Here is a 15558-nt window from a genome sequence, read left to right on the forward strand (position 1 = left end):
TGACTGTGGCGGGTAGCGGGAACGTTCATTCAGAACATCCCGGATCACTGGCATTGAGCCGCACTCCGGCGCAGACTGGTTAGGCAGATTCGTTAGACAGTCTGGTTAGACGGCGCTGGAGACGTGGCGAACGCGTGGAGCAGTGGAGCACCCGTGGACAATCACCTTGATCACATGCCGGTCCTTTCCCGCGGCAGGCATCGCAACCCTAAGCGTGGTGCCTGTTTCATGGAGCTGGCCTCCTACCTGGCAGGGGAGCGCTGGAGCGACCATCCGGCCTGCACGCACCCGCTGCTGGCCGCACTCGCCCGCCTGGTCAACGACAACACCGGCGACGCGAGCCGGGCCAAACTCGTCCACCTCGTACCGTCCATCATCGGGCTGGCCAGCGACGACCTGCGCGTTGACGCGCACATCGCCCTGCGCTGCGCCACCACCGCCCTGCCGGTGGCCGCCGCCGAACGCCAGCTCGCCCTCGCGGTTTCGGTCCTCGCGGCCGAGGAGATGCTGGCCAGACTCGACGGCGCCCCGTCCGGGCGGCTGAGCGAGCGCAGCCGGCTCGCCATGGAGGAGGTGCCACACGCGGCCGAACAGGCCAGGCGCTTCAGCCGCGCGGCCCGGATCACCCAGAAGGGCTTCCGCCGGTACGCGGCACCCAACGCGGTACAACTCGCAGTGGTCGGGATCGTACAGGCGTGCATCCAGAACCCGGACGCGTTGCTGCGCGGCCTGCTGGAGGAGACGATCTCCGACTGCGAGGCCCTGATCCGCGGCCAGGACACCGAGATCACCGCCACTCCGGCCCCGGCCCACGCCTGACCCCTGGGCCGCCGTTCAGCGCCTGCGGCGGCCAACCAGGATCGCCGGATCAAAGGAGACGGGGAACGGCTGAGTGAGAACGAGAATCTCACCGGCTTTGGCTGCCGTGGCGAGTTCGTAACGCCCATCGCGTAGATGGAACACTTCGACCCAGGGCGCGCCGTCACCTTCGATTTCGACGCGTATGAAGGTGGGGATGCCGGCTGCGGCGTATTTGGGTGGCTTGATCTCGTAGTCACGCTTCCTGTTGCCCACTCCGGGGCTGACGACCTCGCCTACTGCGACGACTTCGGGAAAAGAGATCTTCCGCTCGCCGGCGATCATGACCTCAGCATCCGCGACCACGATGTCCGAAATGAGCCCGTCCCCTCCCACCAGGGTGCCCACCGCTTCGGCCACCTCGAGATCGTCCGGCGCGGCGTCATCGAGCAGGCGCACCAAACGTTTCGCGCAAATGGCATCATTCGAGGCCGGCACGCCTTGCACCACGAAACTCCCGTCGATCAACTCTATGCGCTCCCCCGTCTGGGGGAGCTTGAGCCAGTCATCAACGGTGTAGCCAGTGGCTTCCGAGAGCGGGGACAGGAGCGCGCGACTGGGAGGCGGATGCGCCACCAACCAGCCCTCGATCGGCATTGCGCTCACGTCGTCGCCACCTTCCATATGCCGCGTCTCGCACGCCATGAACGGTCGCGGCCATACGCGGTCAGACGATCACACCGAGTGACACAGCGACATTACCGCCGCTTGACCCCGCCCAGCACCTCTTAGCAAACATTCATACACTCTCAGCGACATTGCGCAGGTCAGGCAAGCCTCCCCTTCGTTGCGAACTTTCGTTCGATATGCCACCTTTTTAGGGAGAGGTCCGTAATTGGAGGGCATTTATGACCATCGAGCTTGTCCGTCCGGAAACCCCCGAGCAGCACCACGGCCACCGTGACGTGACCGGCGGCTGGCTGCGGCCGGCGGTGTTCGGGGCCATGGACGGGCTTGTGTCCAACTTCGCGTTGATCGCCGGCGTCGTGGGCGCGGCCGGCGCCGGGCAGGGAGCGGTGCTGGCCGGATGCGCCGGCCTGGTCGCCGGCGCCTTCTCCATGGCGGCCGGCGAGTACACCTCCGTGAAGTCCCAGACCGAGCTGATGCGGGCCGAGATCGCCGTCGAGCGGCGCGAACTGGCCCGCAATCCCGTGGGCGAGCAGGCCGAACTGGCGGCGCTCTACCGCTCACGCGGCCTCGACCCCGAGCTGGCCGACCGGGTGGCCGCCGAGCTGTCGGCCGATCCCGAGCAGGCGCTGCGGGTGCACGTACGCGAGGAACTCGGCGTCGACCCCGACGACCTGCCCTCCCCCTACGTGGCCGCCGCCTCGTCGTTCGGCGCGTTCGCGGTGGGGGCGCTGGTGCCGCTGGTGCCGTTCATGTTCGGGGCGTCCGGGCTGATGGTGGCGCTGATCCTGAGCGTGGTGGCGCTGTTCGGGTTCGGGGCGGCGGTGGCGGTCATGACGGCGCGGCCGTGGTGGCTGGGCGGCCTGCGCCAACTCGCCCTGGGCGTGGGCGCGGCCACCGTCACATTCGGCCTGGGCCACCTGCTCGGCGTAACCGTCGCATAGAACGCCCCCAGCGCAAAGCACCCCGAACACCGCGACAACCGCACCCCCTGAACGACGCGACAACGGCACCACTCCCCCAGAACGGCGTGACGGCCGCGCCCCGCGCCTTGCACTCGGCGTAACCGTCGCGCCACCCGCCCCGAACAGCGTGACCGTCGCGTGGGCCGCCGCCGGCGACGCCTGGTTGGGGGGCGCTGGTCAGGGGGCGTGCACTGATCGAGGGCTGTGCGCTGGTCAGGGGGTGGTCAGGGCCTCAGGGTGCTGGGAAGCGAAATAGTCGGCGATCGACATGGGGTGGCGGCCGGTGAGGCGTTCGACCGCGTGCGTGGTCACGTCGAACCAGCCCTCTCGCTTGTACGCCCCCAGTCCCGTCCACCCCTGGACGTACATCTCAGGCAGCCCACGTCCGGACAACACCGCGGCCAGATCCTCGTCCGAGACCTGCTCGCAACGGACCGGACGCCCGGTGACCTGGGCAAGCGCGTCCGCCACGTCCGCGTCGGTCACCGCTGCCGGACCCGTGACCTCCAGGAGTTGCCCCTCGCAGCCACCCTCCGCCAGCACGGCCGCCGCCACGGCGGCGCTGTCCTCGCGGGTGACGTGCCCCACCCGCCCGTCCCCCGCGTTGCTGGGCAGCACCCCGGTGGAGACGGCGAGGGCGGGCACTCCCACAAGATTCCACATCTCCGGCCACTGGTTGAACCGCAGCGCCGTGTACGTCAGCCCCGACTCGGCCAGAAGATGCTCGGTCTCCTTGTGGTTCTGGATGAGCGGCTGCGGCTGGCCCGGTTCGCCCGCCCTGGCGAAGGAGGTGTAGATCACGTGACCCACCCCCGCCTTGACCGCCGCCTCGATGGCGTTGACGTGCCCGCGAGGCGCTCCTCCGAACGCGCCCACACTGAGCATGAGCAGCCGCTCCGCCCCCTCGAACGCGCCGGCCAGACCGGCCGGATCGTCGAAGTCGGCGTGGCGGGCGGCCACTCCGACGCCGGAGACGGCTTCGGGTGTACGGGACAACGCCACCACGCGGGCGGCGTCCACCCGCTGCAGAAGATGCCCGACAATGAGGCGTCCGAGCTGTCCGGACGCACCGCTGACCATGATCACGACGGATCCTCCTTGAACGTCGATGTGCGTACCCTGATCTTGGCCAGCAGGCGAAAGCTCCGAAAGAAGGCACATCCATGTCCACTGCCGCCATCACCGTCCCCGTCACGGTCTTCGAGCACGAGAACTGCCCCGCGACCAGCGTGATGCGCCGGGTGGGAGACAAGTGGAGCGTCGTGATCCTGTCGGTCCTGGCGGGCGGCGCGCACGGCTTCAACGAGTTGGACCGGTCCGTGGAGGGCCTCAGCCGCCGCATGCTCACCCGTACGCTGCGCTCCCTCGAAGCGGACGGGCTGATCAGCCGCACACTCCACCCGAGTGTGCCGCCTCGGGTCGACTACGCGCTGACGGACCTGGGCCGCTCCTTCCTGGAGCCGGTACGCGCCCTGGGCCTGTGGGCGCTCGCGCACCAATCCGATCTCGAGGCCGCGCGTGACGATCAGCGCTCCCGATAGCGGCACCCCTCCGCCGGAAGGACAGCGGAAACGAGCATCCGCCGAGGACCCAAAGGGGCGCAGACAGCCGCTGCAATGCCGAGACCCGCCTAAGGGACCAGGCGCAGGCGGCCAATTTGGGCGGGCGCCGAAGAGCCTGAGGGGGTGGGCGCAGCTGCCCTGTTCGACACCGACACCGACACCGACGCCAATGCCAATGCCAATGCCGAAATGGCTAAGGGCGGGTGGAGGCGGCCAGTTTGACGCCGAGGCCGATGAGGGCGGCGCCTGTCAGACCGTCCACGACCCTGCGGACGGCGGGCCGGGCGAACACCTTGCGCAGCAACCCCACCACGTTGGCCACCGCCAGGAACCAGGCGACCGTCGCCGCCAGCGCCACCGCCGACAACGTGAGCACGGACATCCCGGTGCCGAGGAACTGGGGCACCAGTGCGACCAGGAACAGCGCCGCCTTAGGGTTGAGCGCGTTCGTCAGCAGACCCTCCGTGAACGCCGCCCACGAGCCGCGCCCGCCGGGGTCGGGGATGTCCAGTTCCAGCTTCCCACCCCCGCGCCAGGCCGCGCGCAACGACTTGATCCCGAGGTAGAACAGGTAGGCCGCGCCGACCACCTTGAGCACGGTGAACGCCACGGCGGAAGCCGCGAGGAGCGCCGCGACGCCGGTGGCCGCTGCCACTACCCAGGCGAACACCCCCACCGCGATCCCCGCGGCGGCCGCCATGCCGTGCCCGCGCCCCGAGACGGCCGAGCGGCGTACCACCACCGCGAAGTCGGGTCCTGGCGCCATCGCCCCGAGCAGAACAACCCCGCCAAAACCCACGATCTGTGCCATAGAGCTCATGCCGTCCACCCTACGAGCACCCACCCTCCGGCATCACGTGCATGAGCACATGGTCCCCATGACATCCTCCCGACGAGCACTCTCCCCGCCGGGACCGGGACGAGGTGCGGGACCGGGGACCATCGCTGAGCCGACCGGCCTGGCTGACCGTCATCAAGGAGCCGCCCGGCCAGGTCGGCCGTACTGGCAGGTTGAACCCGGTTGCCAGGTGGGCGTGGCCGGGCGGCTCAACGTTGTCGAGCGGATCGATCGGCGCGGATGCCGTCCGGGAGTACCGTCAGCGCCTGCGGCGCCACTTCTTGAAGATGGTCCGCAGGGTCAGCAGCAACACGACCGCCACGACCTGCCCGCCGATGACGATGCGGTTGACGTCTACGGCGGGCCGCCACAGCACGTCGCCGTTCTTGAGCACGAAGACGCCCGCCGGCGTGGCGCCGAAGCCGAAGCCTCCCCCGCTGCCTCCTCCCTCCTCGCCCTTGTCACCCTTGCCCTGGCCCTGGCCTCCGCCACCGCCCTGGGTGACCCTGGCGACGGGAATGACGACGACGTCGCCGTGTTGGATCGGCTCGCCGAAGACGCGCTTGACGGTCGCGGCGTCCTTCGACTGTTCCACCAGTTCCATGATGTCCATGTCCCCATCGTGACCCCGGATGCCGTCTTCGTCGAACATCAAGCGGCGACCACCCCGCCTCCACCCCGAACCCGCACGAATCGCCCTTGGTGCGGGTCCTCGTGCGGGTCCTCGTGCGGGTCCTCGTGCGGGTCCTCGTGCGGGTCCTCGTGCGGGTCCTCGTGCGCCGCGCTTCGTGCGGGTCCTCAGGGGCGGGGGTCAGTCGAAGGTGGTGGAGATTTCGTGCCAGCCGCCCGGCGCGATCTGCGCCGCTGGCTCAGGGCCCCAGGAGCCCTTCGCGTACGGCAGTGGTGTCTCCGGAAGGTCCAGCACCGGCTGCACGATTCGCCACGACTCCTCCACCAGGTCGAATCGAGCGAATCTGCGCGGGTCCCCGCTGACGGCGTCGGTCAGGATGCGTTCGTAGGCGGCCTGCATCGGGCCGAGGACCTTGGTGAAGTCGACGCTGACCGGGACGGGGCGGGCGTGCTGGCGGCCCGGTTCCTTGACGAGCAGGTCGAAGGTCACGCCGGCGTCGGGCTGCAGGCGGAACCTGATGAGGTTGGGGCTGTCGGGGGCGCCGTCCACGCCGAACATCGTCACCGGCGGCCGGTGAAGCTCGGCCACGATCTCCAGGTCGGTGGTCGGCAGGCCCTTGCCGGAGCGGATGCACCAGGGCACCCCGGCCCAGCGCCAGTTGTCGATGTAGGCGCGCAGCGCGACGTAGGTCTCGGTGGTGGAACCGGCGCGTACGCCGTCGGTGCCGAGGTAGCCGTCGTACTGGCCGCGTACGACGTCGGCGGGGTCGATGGCCTGCACCGCCCGCAGCACCCGCCACTTCTCGTCGAGCTGGGCCCGCGCGTCGGTGGACGGCGGCGGGTCCATGGCGAGGATGGCCAGGAGCTGCAGCAGGTGGTTCTGGACCACGTCGCGGATGGTGCCGTTGGCGTCGTAGAAGGCGCCCCGGTCGCGCACGTCGAAGTCCTCGGCCATGGTGATCTGCACGCTGCGGATGTGGGAGCGGTTCCAGATGGGCTCCAGCAGCGTGTTGGCGAACCTGAACACCATGAGGTCCTCGACCGGCTCCTTGCCCAGGAAGTGGTCGACCCGGCGCACGTGGTCCTCGTCGAAGTGGCGCAGCAGCTCGCCGTTGAGCTCGCGGGCCGACTGGAGGTCCTCGCCGAAGGGCTTCTCCACCACCAGGCGCGCGTCGCGGTTGAGGCCCTCGGCGGCCAGCCCCTCGGCGACCGGGGAGAACAGCGACGGCGGCACCGCCAGGTAGTGGACGAGGAAGCCCTTGCCCGCCGTCTCCTCGCGCAGCGCCTTGAACGTGGCGGGGTCGCGGTAGTCGCCGGTGACCAGCCGCAGGTTGCCGGCCAGCTGCTCGAAGGCGGCGTCGCGCACGCCGCCGCACGCCTCGCGGGCGTGCTCGCGCAGCCCGTGCAGGTCGAGGTCGGTCTTGGCCACGCCGATGATCGGCAGGTCGAGGCGGCCGTCGGCGCTCAGGCGGTAGAGCGCGGGCAGGAGCATCTTGCGCGCGAGGTCACCGGTGATCCCGAACAGGACCAGCGCGCCTGCCTCTCCCATCTCAGACACGCCTTCCACGCAGCTCCCGGTATTTGCGGATGAGTTGTTCCGTCGAGGTGTCGGGGAAGCTGGTGGGCGGTTCGTCGGAGGTCAGCGCGGGCGCGAGGTCGAGGGCCATCTTCTTGCCCAGCTCCACGCCCCACTGGTCGAAGGAGTCGACGCCCCAGATGGTGCCCTCGACGAACACGATGTGCTCGTAGAGCGCGACGAGCTGGCCCAGCGTGTCGGGGGTGAGCTTGGGCGCGAGGATCGTGGAGGTGGGGCGGTTGCCCGGCATCACCTTGTGCGGCACGATCTGCGGCGCGGTGCCCTCGGCGGCGATCTCCTCGGCCGTCTTGCCGAAGGCCAGCGCCGTGGTCTGGGCGAAGAGGTTGGCGGTGAGCTGGTCGTGCATGCCCTCGCGGTCCTCGTGCGGCTCGGCGAAGCCGATGAAGTCGGCGGGCACGAGCCGGGTGCCCTGGTGCAGGAGCTGGTAGAAGGCGTGCTGGCCGTTGGTGCCCGGCTCGCCCCAGAAGATCTCGCCGGTGTTGACGGTGACGGGGGTGCCGTCGGCGCGCACGGACTTGCCGTTGGACTCCATGGTGAGCTGCTGCAGGTAGGCGGGGAAGCGGTGCAGCCGCTGGCTGTAGGGCAGGACGGCGCGGGTCTCGGCGTCGAAGAAGTCGGTATACCAGATGCCGAGCAGGGCCATCAGCACCGGCATGTTGGCCTCGAAGGGAGCGGTGCGGAAGTGCTCGTCCATGGCGTGGAAGCCGGCGAGCATCTCGCGGAAGCGCTCGGGGCCGACGGCGATCATCAGGGACAGGCCGATGGCGCCGTCGTAGGAGTAGCGCCCGCCGACCCAGTCCCAGAAGCCGAACATGTTGTCGGTGTCAATGCCGAACTCGGCCACCTTGGCGGCGTTGGTGGACACCGCCACGAAGTGCTTGGCGACGGCCTCCTCACCCAGCGCGTCGACCAGCCAGCGGCGCGCGACCCTGGCGTTGGTGAGCGTCTCCAGCGTGGTGAAGGTCTTGGAGCTGATGACGAACAGCGTGGTCGCGGGGTCGAGCCCGGCGAGGTTGCCGGTGATGTCGGCCGGGTCGATGTTGGAGACGAACCTGGCCGTGATGCCCGCGTCGGCGTAGTCGCGCAGCGCCTCGTAGGCCATGGCGGGCCCGAGGTCGGAGCCGCCGATGCCGATGTTGACGACGGTCTCGATCGGCTTGCCGGTGGCGCCCTGCCACTGCCCGGACCTGACCCGCCCGGCGAACTCGCTCATCTTGTCGAGCACGGCGTGCACGTCGGCCACGACGTCCTGGCCGTCCACCACCAGCTGCGCCTCGCGCGGCAGGCGCAGCGCGACGTGCAGGACCGCGCGGTCCTCGCTGACGTTGATGTGCTCGCCGCCGAACATGGCCGTGATCCGCTCGCGCAACCCGGCGCGCTCGGCCAGCGCGGTCAGCAGGCCGAAGGTCTCCTGCGTGGCGCGGTGCTTGGCGTAGTCGAGGTAGAGGTCGGCGGCGGTCACGGTCATGCGCGTGGCTCTGCCGGGGTCGGCCGCGAACAGCTCGCGCAGGCTGGTGCCCGCCAGCTCCTCGTGGTGTTTGCCCAGTGCCGCCCACTCCTGGCTCTGGGTGATGTCGCCGTTCACGCGTGCCTCCTCGTGTCGCCAAAACCGATGTGTCGCCGAGCCGATCTGAGGCGAACCGGTGTGCCGCGAGCCGGTGCCGCCGAGCCGATCATGCCTGGTCCCATCGTCCCGTAACCCCGTACCCTCCGTGGTTGATTCCGCGCATGGCGGAGGGACGTCTTTGGAACGCTCTCCCGGGTTTCAGATGAGGCGATGGGGATTGCGCGCCTTCTGTGGAGGAATCAGCAGGGGATGGAGCATATAGACGCGTACTGGCGGGCGGCGAACTACCTGTCCGTCGGGCAGATCTACCTGCTGGACAATCCGCTGCTCACCGAGCCGCTGCGACCGGAGCACATCAAGCCGCGCCTGCTCGGCCACTGGGGTACGACGCCGGGGCTGAACTTCTGCTTCGCGCACCTCAACCGGGTGATCCGCGAGCGGGACCAGGACATGATCTACATCGCCGGCCCCGGTCACGGCGGCCCCGCGGCGGTGGCGCACGCGTGGCTGGAGGGCTCGTACTCGGAGCGGTACCCGGACGTGTCGCAGGACGTGGAGGGCATGCGGCGGCTGTTCCGCCAGTTCTCCTTCCCCGGCGGCATTCCGAGCCACGTCGCGCCGGAGACGCCCGGCTCGATCCACGAGGGCGGTGAGCTGGGGTACGCGCTCGCGCACGCGTACGGCGCCGCCTTCGACAACCCCGACCTGGTCGTGGCCTGCGTCATCGGGGACGGCGAGGCCGAGACGGGCCCGCTGGCCGCGAGCTGGCACTCCAACAAGTTCATGGACCGCCGCCGCGACGGGATGGTCCTGCCCATTCTGCACCTCAACGGCTACAAGATCGCCAACCCGACCGTGCTGGCGCGGATCCCCGAGGGGGAGCTGCTCAAGCTCATGGAGGGGTACGGCTACCGCCCCCACCTGGTCGGCGCCGACCACGAGGAGATGGCCGGCACGCTGGACACGGCGTTCGAGGAGATGGCCGCGTACAAGGCGGGCGACGCCGACCGCCTGCCGATGATCATCCTGCGCACGCCGAAGGGCTGGACGGGACCGCGGGAGGTGGACGGCAAGCCGGTCGAGGGCACCTGGCGCGCGCATCAGGTGCCGCTGTCCAAGGTCCGCGAGAACCCGGCCCACCTGGGCATGCTGGAGGAGTGGATGCGCTCCTACCGGCCGGAGGAGCTGTTCGGCTCCGACGGGCGGCCGGTCGAGGGCATCCTCGGGACGGTGCCGCGCGGCGAGCGCAGGATGAGCGCCAGCCCGCACACCAACGGCGGTGAGCTGCTGGAGCCGCTGCGGCTGCCGGACTTCCGCAGGGCGGCGGTCGAGGTGAAGTCGCCGGCCGCGCAGTCGAGCGAGCCCACGCGGGTGCTGGGCGGGTTCCTGCGCGACGTGATCGCCGCCAACCCGCGCACGTTCCGGCTGATGGGGCCGGACGAGACCGCCTCCAACCGGCTGTCGGAGGTCTTCGAGGTCACCGACCGGGCCTGGGACGCCGAGTTGCTGCCGACGGACGAGAACCTGGGCGAGGGCGGCCGGGTCATGGAGGTGCTGAGCGAGCACCTGTGCCAGGGCTGGCTGGAGGGCTATCTGCTGACCGGGCGGCACGGGCTGTTCAACTGCTACGAGGCGTTCATCCACATCGTGGACGCGATGTTCAACCAGCACGCCAAGTGGCTGGAGGCGTCGCAGAAGATCCCGTGGCGGCGGCCGGTGGCGTCGCTGACGTACCTGCTGTCGTCGCACGTGTGGCGGCAGGACCACAACGGGTTCAGCCACCAGGACCCGGGCTTCCTGGACGTGGTGGTGAACAAGAAGGCGTCGGTGGTGCGCGTCTACCTGCCGCCGGACGCCAACACGCTGCTCTCGGTGGGCGACCACTGCCTGCGCTCGCGCGACTACGTGAACGTCGTCGTGGCCGGCAAGCAGCCGGTGCTCGACCTGTTCACCATGGAGGAGGCCATCGCGCACAACACGCGCGGCCTGGGCATCCTGCCGTGGGCCTCCACCGACCAGGGCACAGAGCCCGACGTGGTGCTGGCCTGCGCGGGCGACGTGCCCACCCTGGAGACGCTGGCCGCCGCCGCGCTGCTGCGCGAGCACCTGCCCGAGCTGAGGGTGCGGGTGGTCAACGTCGTGGACCTCATGCGGCTGCAGCCGCCGTCCGAGCATCCGCACGGCATGCGGGACGCCGAGTTCGACACGCTGTTCACCACGGACAAGCCGGTGATCTTCAACTTCCACGGCTACCCGTCGCTGATCCACCAGCTCACCTACCGCCGTCGCAACCACGCCGGCCTGCACGTGCGCGGTTACAAGGAGGAGGGCACCACGACGACGCCGTTCGACATGTGCATGCTCAACGACATCGACCGGTTCCACCTGGTCATCGACGTCATCGACCGCGTTCCCGGGCTCGGCGCCACGGCCGCGCACCTGCGCCAGCGCATGAGCGACGAACGGCTGCGGGCGCGCGCGTACACGCGCGAGCACGGCGAGGACCCGGCGGACATCAGGTCGTGGACGTGGCCGGAAGCGTTCTCACCGCGCGACTGAGACGTGACCGGAGGCGTTCTCACCCCGCGACCGAGACGACGTGACCAGAGACGTTCTCACCCCGCGACCGAGACGACGTGACCGGAGACGTTCTCACCGCCCGACCGAGACGTGGCCGGAGGCGTACTCACCCCGCGACCGAGGTGCGCGGCACGGCGGGAACCCAGAACTCCACCGTCGTGCCCGCGCCCGGCGCGCCCCGGATCTGCCACCAGCCGCCCGCCGCCTCCGCGCGCTCCCGCATCTCGATCAGCCCGAAGTGCCCCGCCTCCCCGTCCACCGAGGCCGGTCCCGCGCCGTCGTCGCGGATGCGCACGTGCACGCCCAGATCGAGCGAGGCCAGCTCAACGGTGACCCGCCCGGCTCCGGCATGCTTGCGCACGTTCGTCAGCGCCTCCTGGCAGATGCGGTAGACGGTGATCATGGCCTCGGCGGGCGGCTCGCCGTCCAGGACGCCGCGCAACTCGTACGCCACTCCCGCGCCCGGCATCGTCTGCTCCAGATACCCCCCGAGGCTCTCCATCAGGCCGTCGGCGGGCGGACGCAGGTCGAAGGCCAGGTCGCGCAGGCGGTGCACGGCTCCGTCCACGGCGGCGCCGAGCGCCCGCACGGCGGCGGCCTGCGCCCCGGGCAGCTCCTCGCCCCACAACCGCAGCCGCATCCCCACCTCGACCATGGACTGGATGGTGTCGTCGTGTACGCCGGAGGCGATGCGGCGGCGCTCGTGCTCCTGGGCCTGGACCAGCCGGGCCAGCAGCACGCCGCGTTCGTCCAGCGCCCTGGCCATGCTGCGCCGCTCGGTCAGGTCGCGCGTCACCTTGCCGAATCCGCGCAGGTGACCGCCGTCGTCGTAGAGGGCGGTGATGACCACGCTGGCCCAGAACCTGGTGCCGTCCTTGCGCACCCGCCAGCCCTCCTCCTCCCACCGGCCCTCGGTGGAGGCGGCCCGCAGGCCCTCGGCGGGAATGCCGGCGGCCACGGCCTCAGGCGGATAGAAGACGGAGAAATGAGTGCCGATGATCTCTTCGGCGGTGTACCCCTTGATGCGTTCCGCCCCGACGTTCCAGCTCACGATCACGCCGTGCGGGTCGAGCATGAAGATGGCGTAGTCACGGATGCTCTGGACGAGCAGCCTCATATCCTCCTGCGGTTGGTCATCGCCGGGCATACCGCAGCCTTGCACGACCTGGCCACAGAGCCAAACTCGATCACGCTTCGGCGGGCCGGACCTGTACCGAGGCGAGACGCTCCGCCAGCTCGCACCACACGACCTTACCGCCATCGCCGGAGGAGATTCCCCACCCGGTGGACAGCAGCCGGACGACGTGCAGCCCCCACCCGCTCGACGGGCCGGGTTCGCGGGCCCGGGGCAGGCTCTTGCCCGAGTCGCCGACCTCGACCCGTACATGCGAGGTGTTGGCCCGCATCCTGAGCGCGGGCCGGCCGTCCCCGTGGACGAGCGCGTTCGTCACCAGCTCCGAGACCACCAGCAGGACGTCCTCGTGGCGGCCCTGGTAGCCGTGTTCGCGCAGGGCCGTGCCCGCCAGGTTTCGCGCCACCGTGATGCTGCCCAGCTCCTGGGGCAGATGGGTGTCCACCTGGTACGTCTCATCCTCCTTACTTTCCACGACTCTACTTTCGAGTAGTCCGGCGGCCCGTCACGAGACGCAAGCGCCCCAGCTCTCCTGATACAGATGTGGGACGTCTCCTGATGCGTTTGCGTCATACCGGCCGATCATCGCGGCGGTTTCAGTCCAGCAGCCCGTCCCTGCGGGCGAACGCCACCGCCTCCAGCTTGGACCTGGCGCCCAGCTTCTCCAGGACGTGCTGGACGTGGTTGCGCGCGGTGTTGTGGGCCACGCCCAGGCGGTCGCTGATCTCGTGCGTGCTGACGCCCTCGGCCAGGAGCAGCAGCGTCTCGCGCTCGCGGGCGGTCAGCGCCGAGCCCAGGTGACCCGCGCGGCCGGTCAGCCGGTCGAGCACGCCGGGCAGCAGCCCCGGCGCGAACACCACCCCGCCCGCCGCCACCTCACGCACCGCCGACTCCAGCTCGCCCAGCCGCGAGGACTTGACCAGCAACCCCGCGCCGCCCGCGGCCACCACCCTGGCCGCGACGGACGCGGTCGCCTCGCCGGTCAGCACCAGCACCCTGACCCCGGGCGCGACGGCGGTCAGCCGGCCGATGGCCGAGACGCCGTCGCCGTCGGGCAGCCGGCGATCGAGCACGACGACGTCGGGCTGGCAGCGGCCGGTGTCGGCCAGGGCGCCGGCGATGCTGCCCGCCTGCGCCACCACCTCGATGTCCGGGGTACGGCCGAGCGCCAGGCCGATGGCCTCCGCGACCATGGCGTGATCTTCCACGAGTACCAGCCGGATCGAGGGGGCGGTCGGCATGGTGCGTTGTCCCAACTGGTGGCGCTGCATCTGACGACCAGTCTCGCACGGCCGGCGCGCCACGCGCAGGAGGCCCGCTCACGCGTCCATCCCGTCAGCGAGACGGGGTCAACCAGCAGGACATAACCCCATGAGCTATGAGTTATTGGTGCAGACCATGGCGGTATATGACATTGGTAGGGTTGTCCGGAAATTTATGGATCTGGACGGGTGGGTTAGGTGGAGGTCGAACAAACAGCACTGCCGGGGATCGGGCTACGACACGATTTCACCACCCGCAAAGGACAGCGGGTAGGCGTCGTGTCCCACCGAACCGGCCGCCGGGATCTGGTCATCTACGACAAAGAAGACCCGGACGCCGTCTGCCAGACGGTCAAGCTCAACGACGAGGAGGCCGACGCCCTGGCCGAGATCCTGGGCGCGCCCCGCATCGTGCAGCGGCTCAACGCACTACATCAGCAGGTCGAGGGCCTGGTCAGCGTGCAGCTCCCCATCCCGGCCGACTCCCCTTACGCGGGCCGGCCCATGGGCGACGCCCGGGTGCGGACCCGTACGAGCGCCTCCATCGTCGCGGTGGTCCGCGGCGGCCAGGTGTTCGCCAGCCCCGGGCCGGACTTCGTGTTCGGTGCCGGGGACGTCGTGGTCGTCGTGGGCAGCGAGGACAGCACGGCTGAAGTCGCCGGCATTCTGGCTGAAGGGTAGGGCCGCGGGTGCATCACACCGCGGTCATCTTTCTCGAGTTCGGTGCTGTCCTTCTCGGTCTGGGGGTTCTCGGCGCGCTGTCGTTGCGCATCGGCATCTCCCCCATTCCGCTCTATCTGATCGCCGGCCTGGCGTTCGGCACCGGCGGCGTGCTGCCGCTGGCCACCAGCGAGGAGTTCCTCTCGGTCGGCTCGGAGCTGGGCGTGGTCCTGCTCCTGCTCACGCTGGGCCTGGAGTACAACGCCGACGAACTGGTCACGAGCCTGACGAGCAACGCGCGCGCGGGCATCGTGGACCTGGTGCTCAACGCGGCGCCGGGCGCCATCATCGCGCTGCTGCTGGGCTGGGGCCCCGTCGCGGCCGTGGCCATGGCGGGCGTCACCTACGCCACCTCGTCGGGCATCACCGCCAAGGTGCTGTCCGACCTGGGGTGGCTCGGTAACCGTGAGACGCCGACCGTGTTGTCGCTGCTGGTGTTCGAAGACCTCACGATGGCGATCTACCTGCCGGTCCTGACGACCATGCTGGCCGGGCTGAGCCTGGTGAGCGGGGCCATCTCGGTGGGCATCGCGCTGCTGACGGTCAGCGTCGTGCTGGTCGTGGCGCTGCGCTTCGGACGCTGGATCGAGGCGTTCGTGAGCAGCCCCAACTCCGAGGTGCTGCTGCTCAAGGTCGTCGGCCTGGCCCTGCTGGTGGCCGGTCTCGCGCAGCAGCTGCAGGTCTCGGCGGCGGTCGGCGCGTTCCTGGTGGGCATCGCCCTGTCGGGCGAGCTGGCCGAGGACGCGCAGGCGCTGCTCGCGCCGCTGCGCGACCTGTTCGCGGCGGTGTTCTTCGTCTTCTTCGGTCTGCAGACCGATCCGGCGAAGATCCTGCCGGTGGCCGGGCTCGCCGCGCTGCTGGCCCTGGTCAGCATGGTCACCAAGCTGCTGACCGGCATGTACGCGGCCAAACGCGCGGGCATCGCCAAGGCGGGCCAGGCGCGGGCGGGCATCGCGCTCATCCCGCGCGGTGAGTTCAACATCGTCATCGCGGGCCTGGCGGTGGGCGCGGGCGTCCACCCCGACCTGGGCGCGCTGGCGGCGGCGTACGTGCTCATCCTGGCGGCGTTCGGCCCCCTGGCGGCCAAGCTGGTGCAGCCGTTCATCACGGCCATCGCCAAACGCGCCTGAACCGGGCGGCTCCCGGGCGTGCACACGTCCGGGAGCCGCCCGGTCACGCGAATGTGCCGCATCCGGCCCCTGATTCACCCAAGATGTCCC

General features: G+C 70.0%; 15 protein-coding genes. 6 read left to right on the forward strand and 9 right to left on the reverse strand.

Features of this window, described 5'->3' with window-relative positions; translation table 11 throughout:
• Positions 1–228 precede the first annotated feature (228 nt).
• On the forward strand, positions 229–819 hold the full coding sequence (locus AB0I81_RS03670) for a hypothetical protein (protein ID WP_360649266.1): 591 nt from the start codon (positions 229–231) through the stop codon (positions 817–819).
• Positions 820–834: 15 nt separating this feature from the next.
• On the opposite strand, the gene AB0I81_RS03675 is transcribed toward AB0I81_RS03670, so the two are convergent.
• A complete protein-coding gene (locus AB0I81_RS03675) occupies positions 835–1455 on the reverse strand; it encodes a Uma2 family endonuclease (protein ID WP_360650179.1) in 621 nt (206 codons plus the stop codon).
• A 251-nt stretch (positions 1456–1706) separates the two neighbouring features.
• On the opposite strand from AB0I81_RS03675, the gene AB0I81_RS03680 reads away from it, so the two are divergent.
• Positions 1707–2429, forward strand: coding sequence for a VIT1/CCC1 transporter family protein (locus tag AB0I81_RS03680; RefSeq protein ID WP_360649269.1), 723 nt, complete (start codon positions 1707–1709; stop codon positions 2427–2429).
• A gap of 234 nt (positions 2430–2663) precedes the next feature.
• On the opposite strand, the gene AB0I81_RS03685 is transcribed toward AB0I81_RS03680, so the two are convergent.
• Positions 2664–3530: an NAD(P)H-binding protein gene (locus tag AB0I81_RS03685; RefSeq protein WP_360650182.1), complete on the reverse strand. Its 867-nt coding sequence runs from the start codon at positions 3528–3530 to the stop codon at positions 2664–2666.
• A gap of 83 nt (positions 3531–3613) precedes the next feature.
• Here AB0I81_RS03685 and AB0I81_RS03690 point away from each other — a divergent pair, with 83 nt between their 5' ends.
• A complete protein-coding gene (locus tag AB0I81_RS03690; protein ID WP_360649272.1) occupies positions 3614–3991 on the forward strand; it encodes a helix-turn-helix domain-containing protein in 378 nt (125 codons plus the stop codon).
• 214 nt (positions 3992–4205) lie between these two features.
• Here the strand turns inward: AB0I81_RS03690 and AB0I81_RS03695 are convergent, their stop codons facing one another.
• The 4 genes from AB0I81_RS03695 to pgi form a co-directional block, all read right to left on the reverse strand.
• Complete coding sequence (locus AB0I81_RS03695) at positions 4206–4832, reverse strand: LysE family translocator (protein ID WP_360649275.1); 627 nt, start codon at positions 4830–4832, stop codon at positions 4206–4208.
• A gap of 277 nt (positions 4833–5109) precedes the next feature.
• Entirely contained in the window at positions 5110–5463 is a 354-nt protein-coding gene (locus AB0I81_RS03700) for a spore germination protein GerW family protein (RefSeq protein ID WP_360649278.1), read from the reverse strand.
• 198 nt (positions 5464–5661) lie between these two features.
• A complete protein-coding gene (gene zwf, locus AB0I81_RS03705) occupies positions 5662–7029 on the reverse strand; it encodes a glucose-6-phosphate dehydrogenase (protein WP_360649281.1) in 1368 nt (455 codons plus the stop codon).
• Between the two features lies 1 nt (position 7030).
• On the reverse strand, positions 7031–8662 hold the full coding sequence (gene pgi / locus AB0I81_RS03710; RefSeq protein WP_360649284.1) for a glucose-6-phosphate isomerase: 1632 nt from the start codon (positions 8660–8662) through the stop codon (positions 7031–7033).
• Between the two features lie 231 nt (positions 8663–8893).
• Here pgi and AB0I81_RS03715 point away from each other — a divergent pair, with 231 nt between their 5' ends.
• Positions 8894–11203 (forward strand): phosphoketolase family protein, encoded by a 2310-nt coding sequence (locus AB0I81_RS03715; protein WP_360649287.1) that lies wholly within the window; start codon positions 8894–8896, stop codon positions 11201–11203.
• Positions 11204–11330: 127 nt separating this feature from the next.
• On the opposite strand, the gene AB0I81_RS03720 is transcribed toward AB0I81_RS03715, so the two are convergent.
• The 3 genes from AB0I81_RS03720 to AB0I81_RS03730 all read right to left on the reverse strand — a co-directional run bounded on the left by AB0I81_RS03720 (position 11331) and on the right by AB0I81_RS03730 (position 13597).
• Positions 11331–12341, reverse strand: coding sequence for a PAS domain S-box protein (locus AB0I81_RS03720; protein ID WP_360649290.1), 1011 nt, complete (start codon positions 12339–12341; stop codon positions 11331–11333).
• A gap of 70 nt (positions 12342–12411) precedes the next feature.
• Entirely contained in the window at positions 12412–12831 is a 420-nt protein-coding gene (locus AB0I81_RS03725; RefSeq protein ID WP_360649293.1) for an ATP-binding protein, read from the reverse strand.
• A gap of 121 nt (positions 12832–12952) precedes the next feature.
• On the reverse strand, positions 12953–13597 hold the full coding sequence (locus AB0I81_RS03730) for a response regulator transcription factor (protein WP_360649296.1): 645 nt from the start codon (positions 13595–13597) through the stop codon (positions 12953–12955).
• A 219-nt stretch (positions 13598–13816) separates the two neighbouring features.
• Between AB0I81_RS03730 and AB0I81_RS03735 the strand changes: the two genes are divergently transcribed.
• Together AB0I81_RS03735 and AB0I81_RS03740 are read left to right on the forward strand one after the other, a co-directional pair.
• Positions 13817–14299, forward strand: a complete 483-nt coding sequence (locus AB0I81_RS03735; RefSeq protein WP_360649299.1) for a cation:proton antiporter regulatory subunit — start codon at positions 13817–13819, stop codon at positions 14297–14299.
• Between the two features lie 8 nt (positions 14300–14307).
• On the forward strand, positions 14308–15468 hold the full coding sequence (locus AB0I81_RS03740; protein ID WP_360649302.1) for a cation:proton antiporter: 1161 nt from the start codon (positions 14308–14310) through the stop codon (positions 15466–15468).
• Positions 15469–15558 lie beyond the last annotated feature (90 nt).

Source organism: Nonomuraea sp. NPDC050404, from assembly GCF_040655495.1.
Lineage (GTDB): Bacteria > Actinomycetota > Actinomycetes > Streptosporangiales > Streptosporangiaceae > Nonomuraea.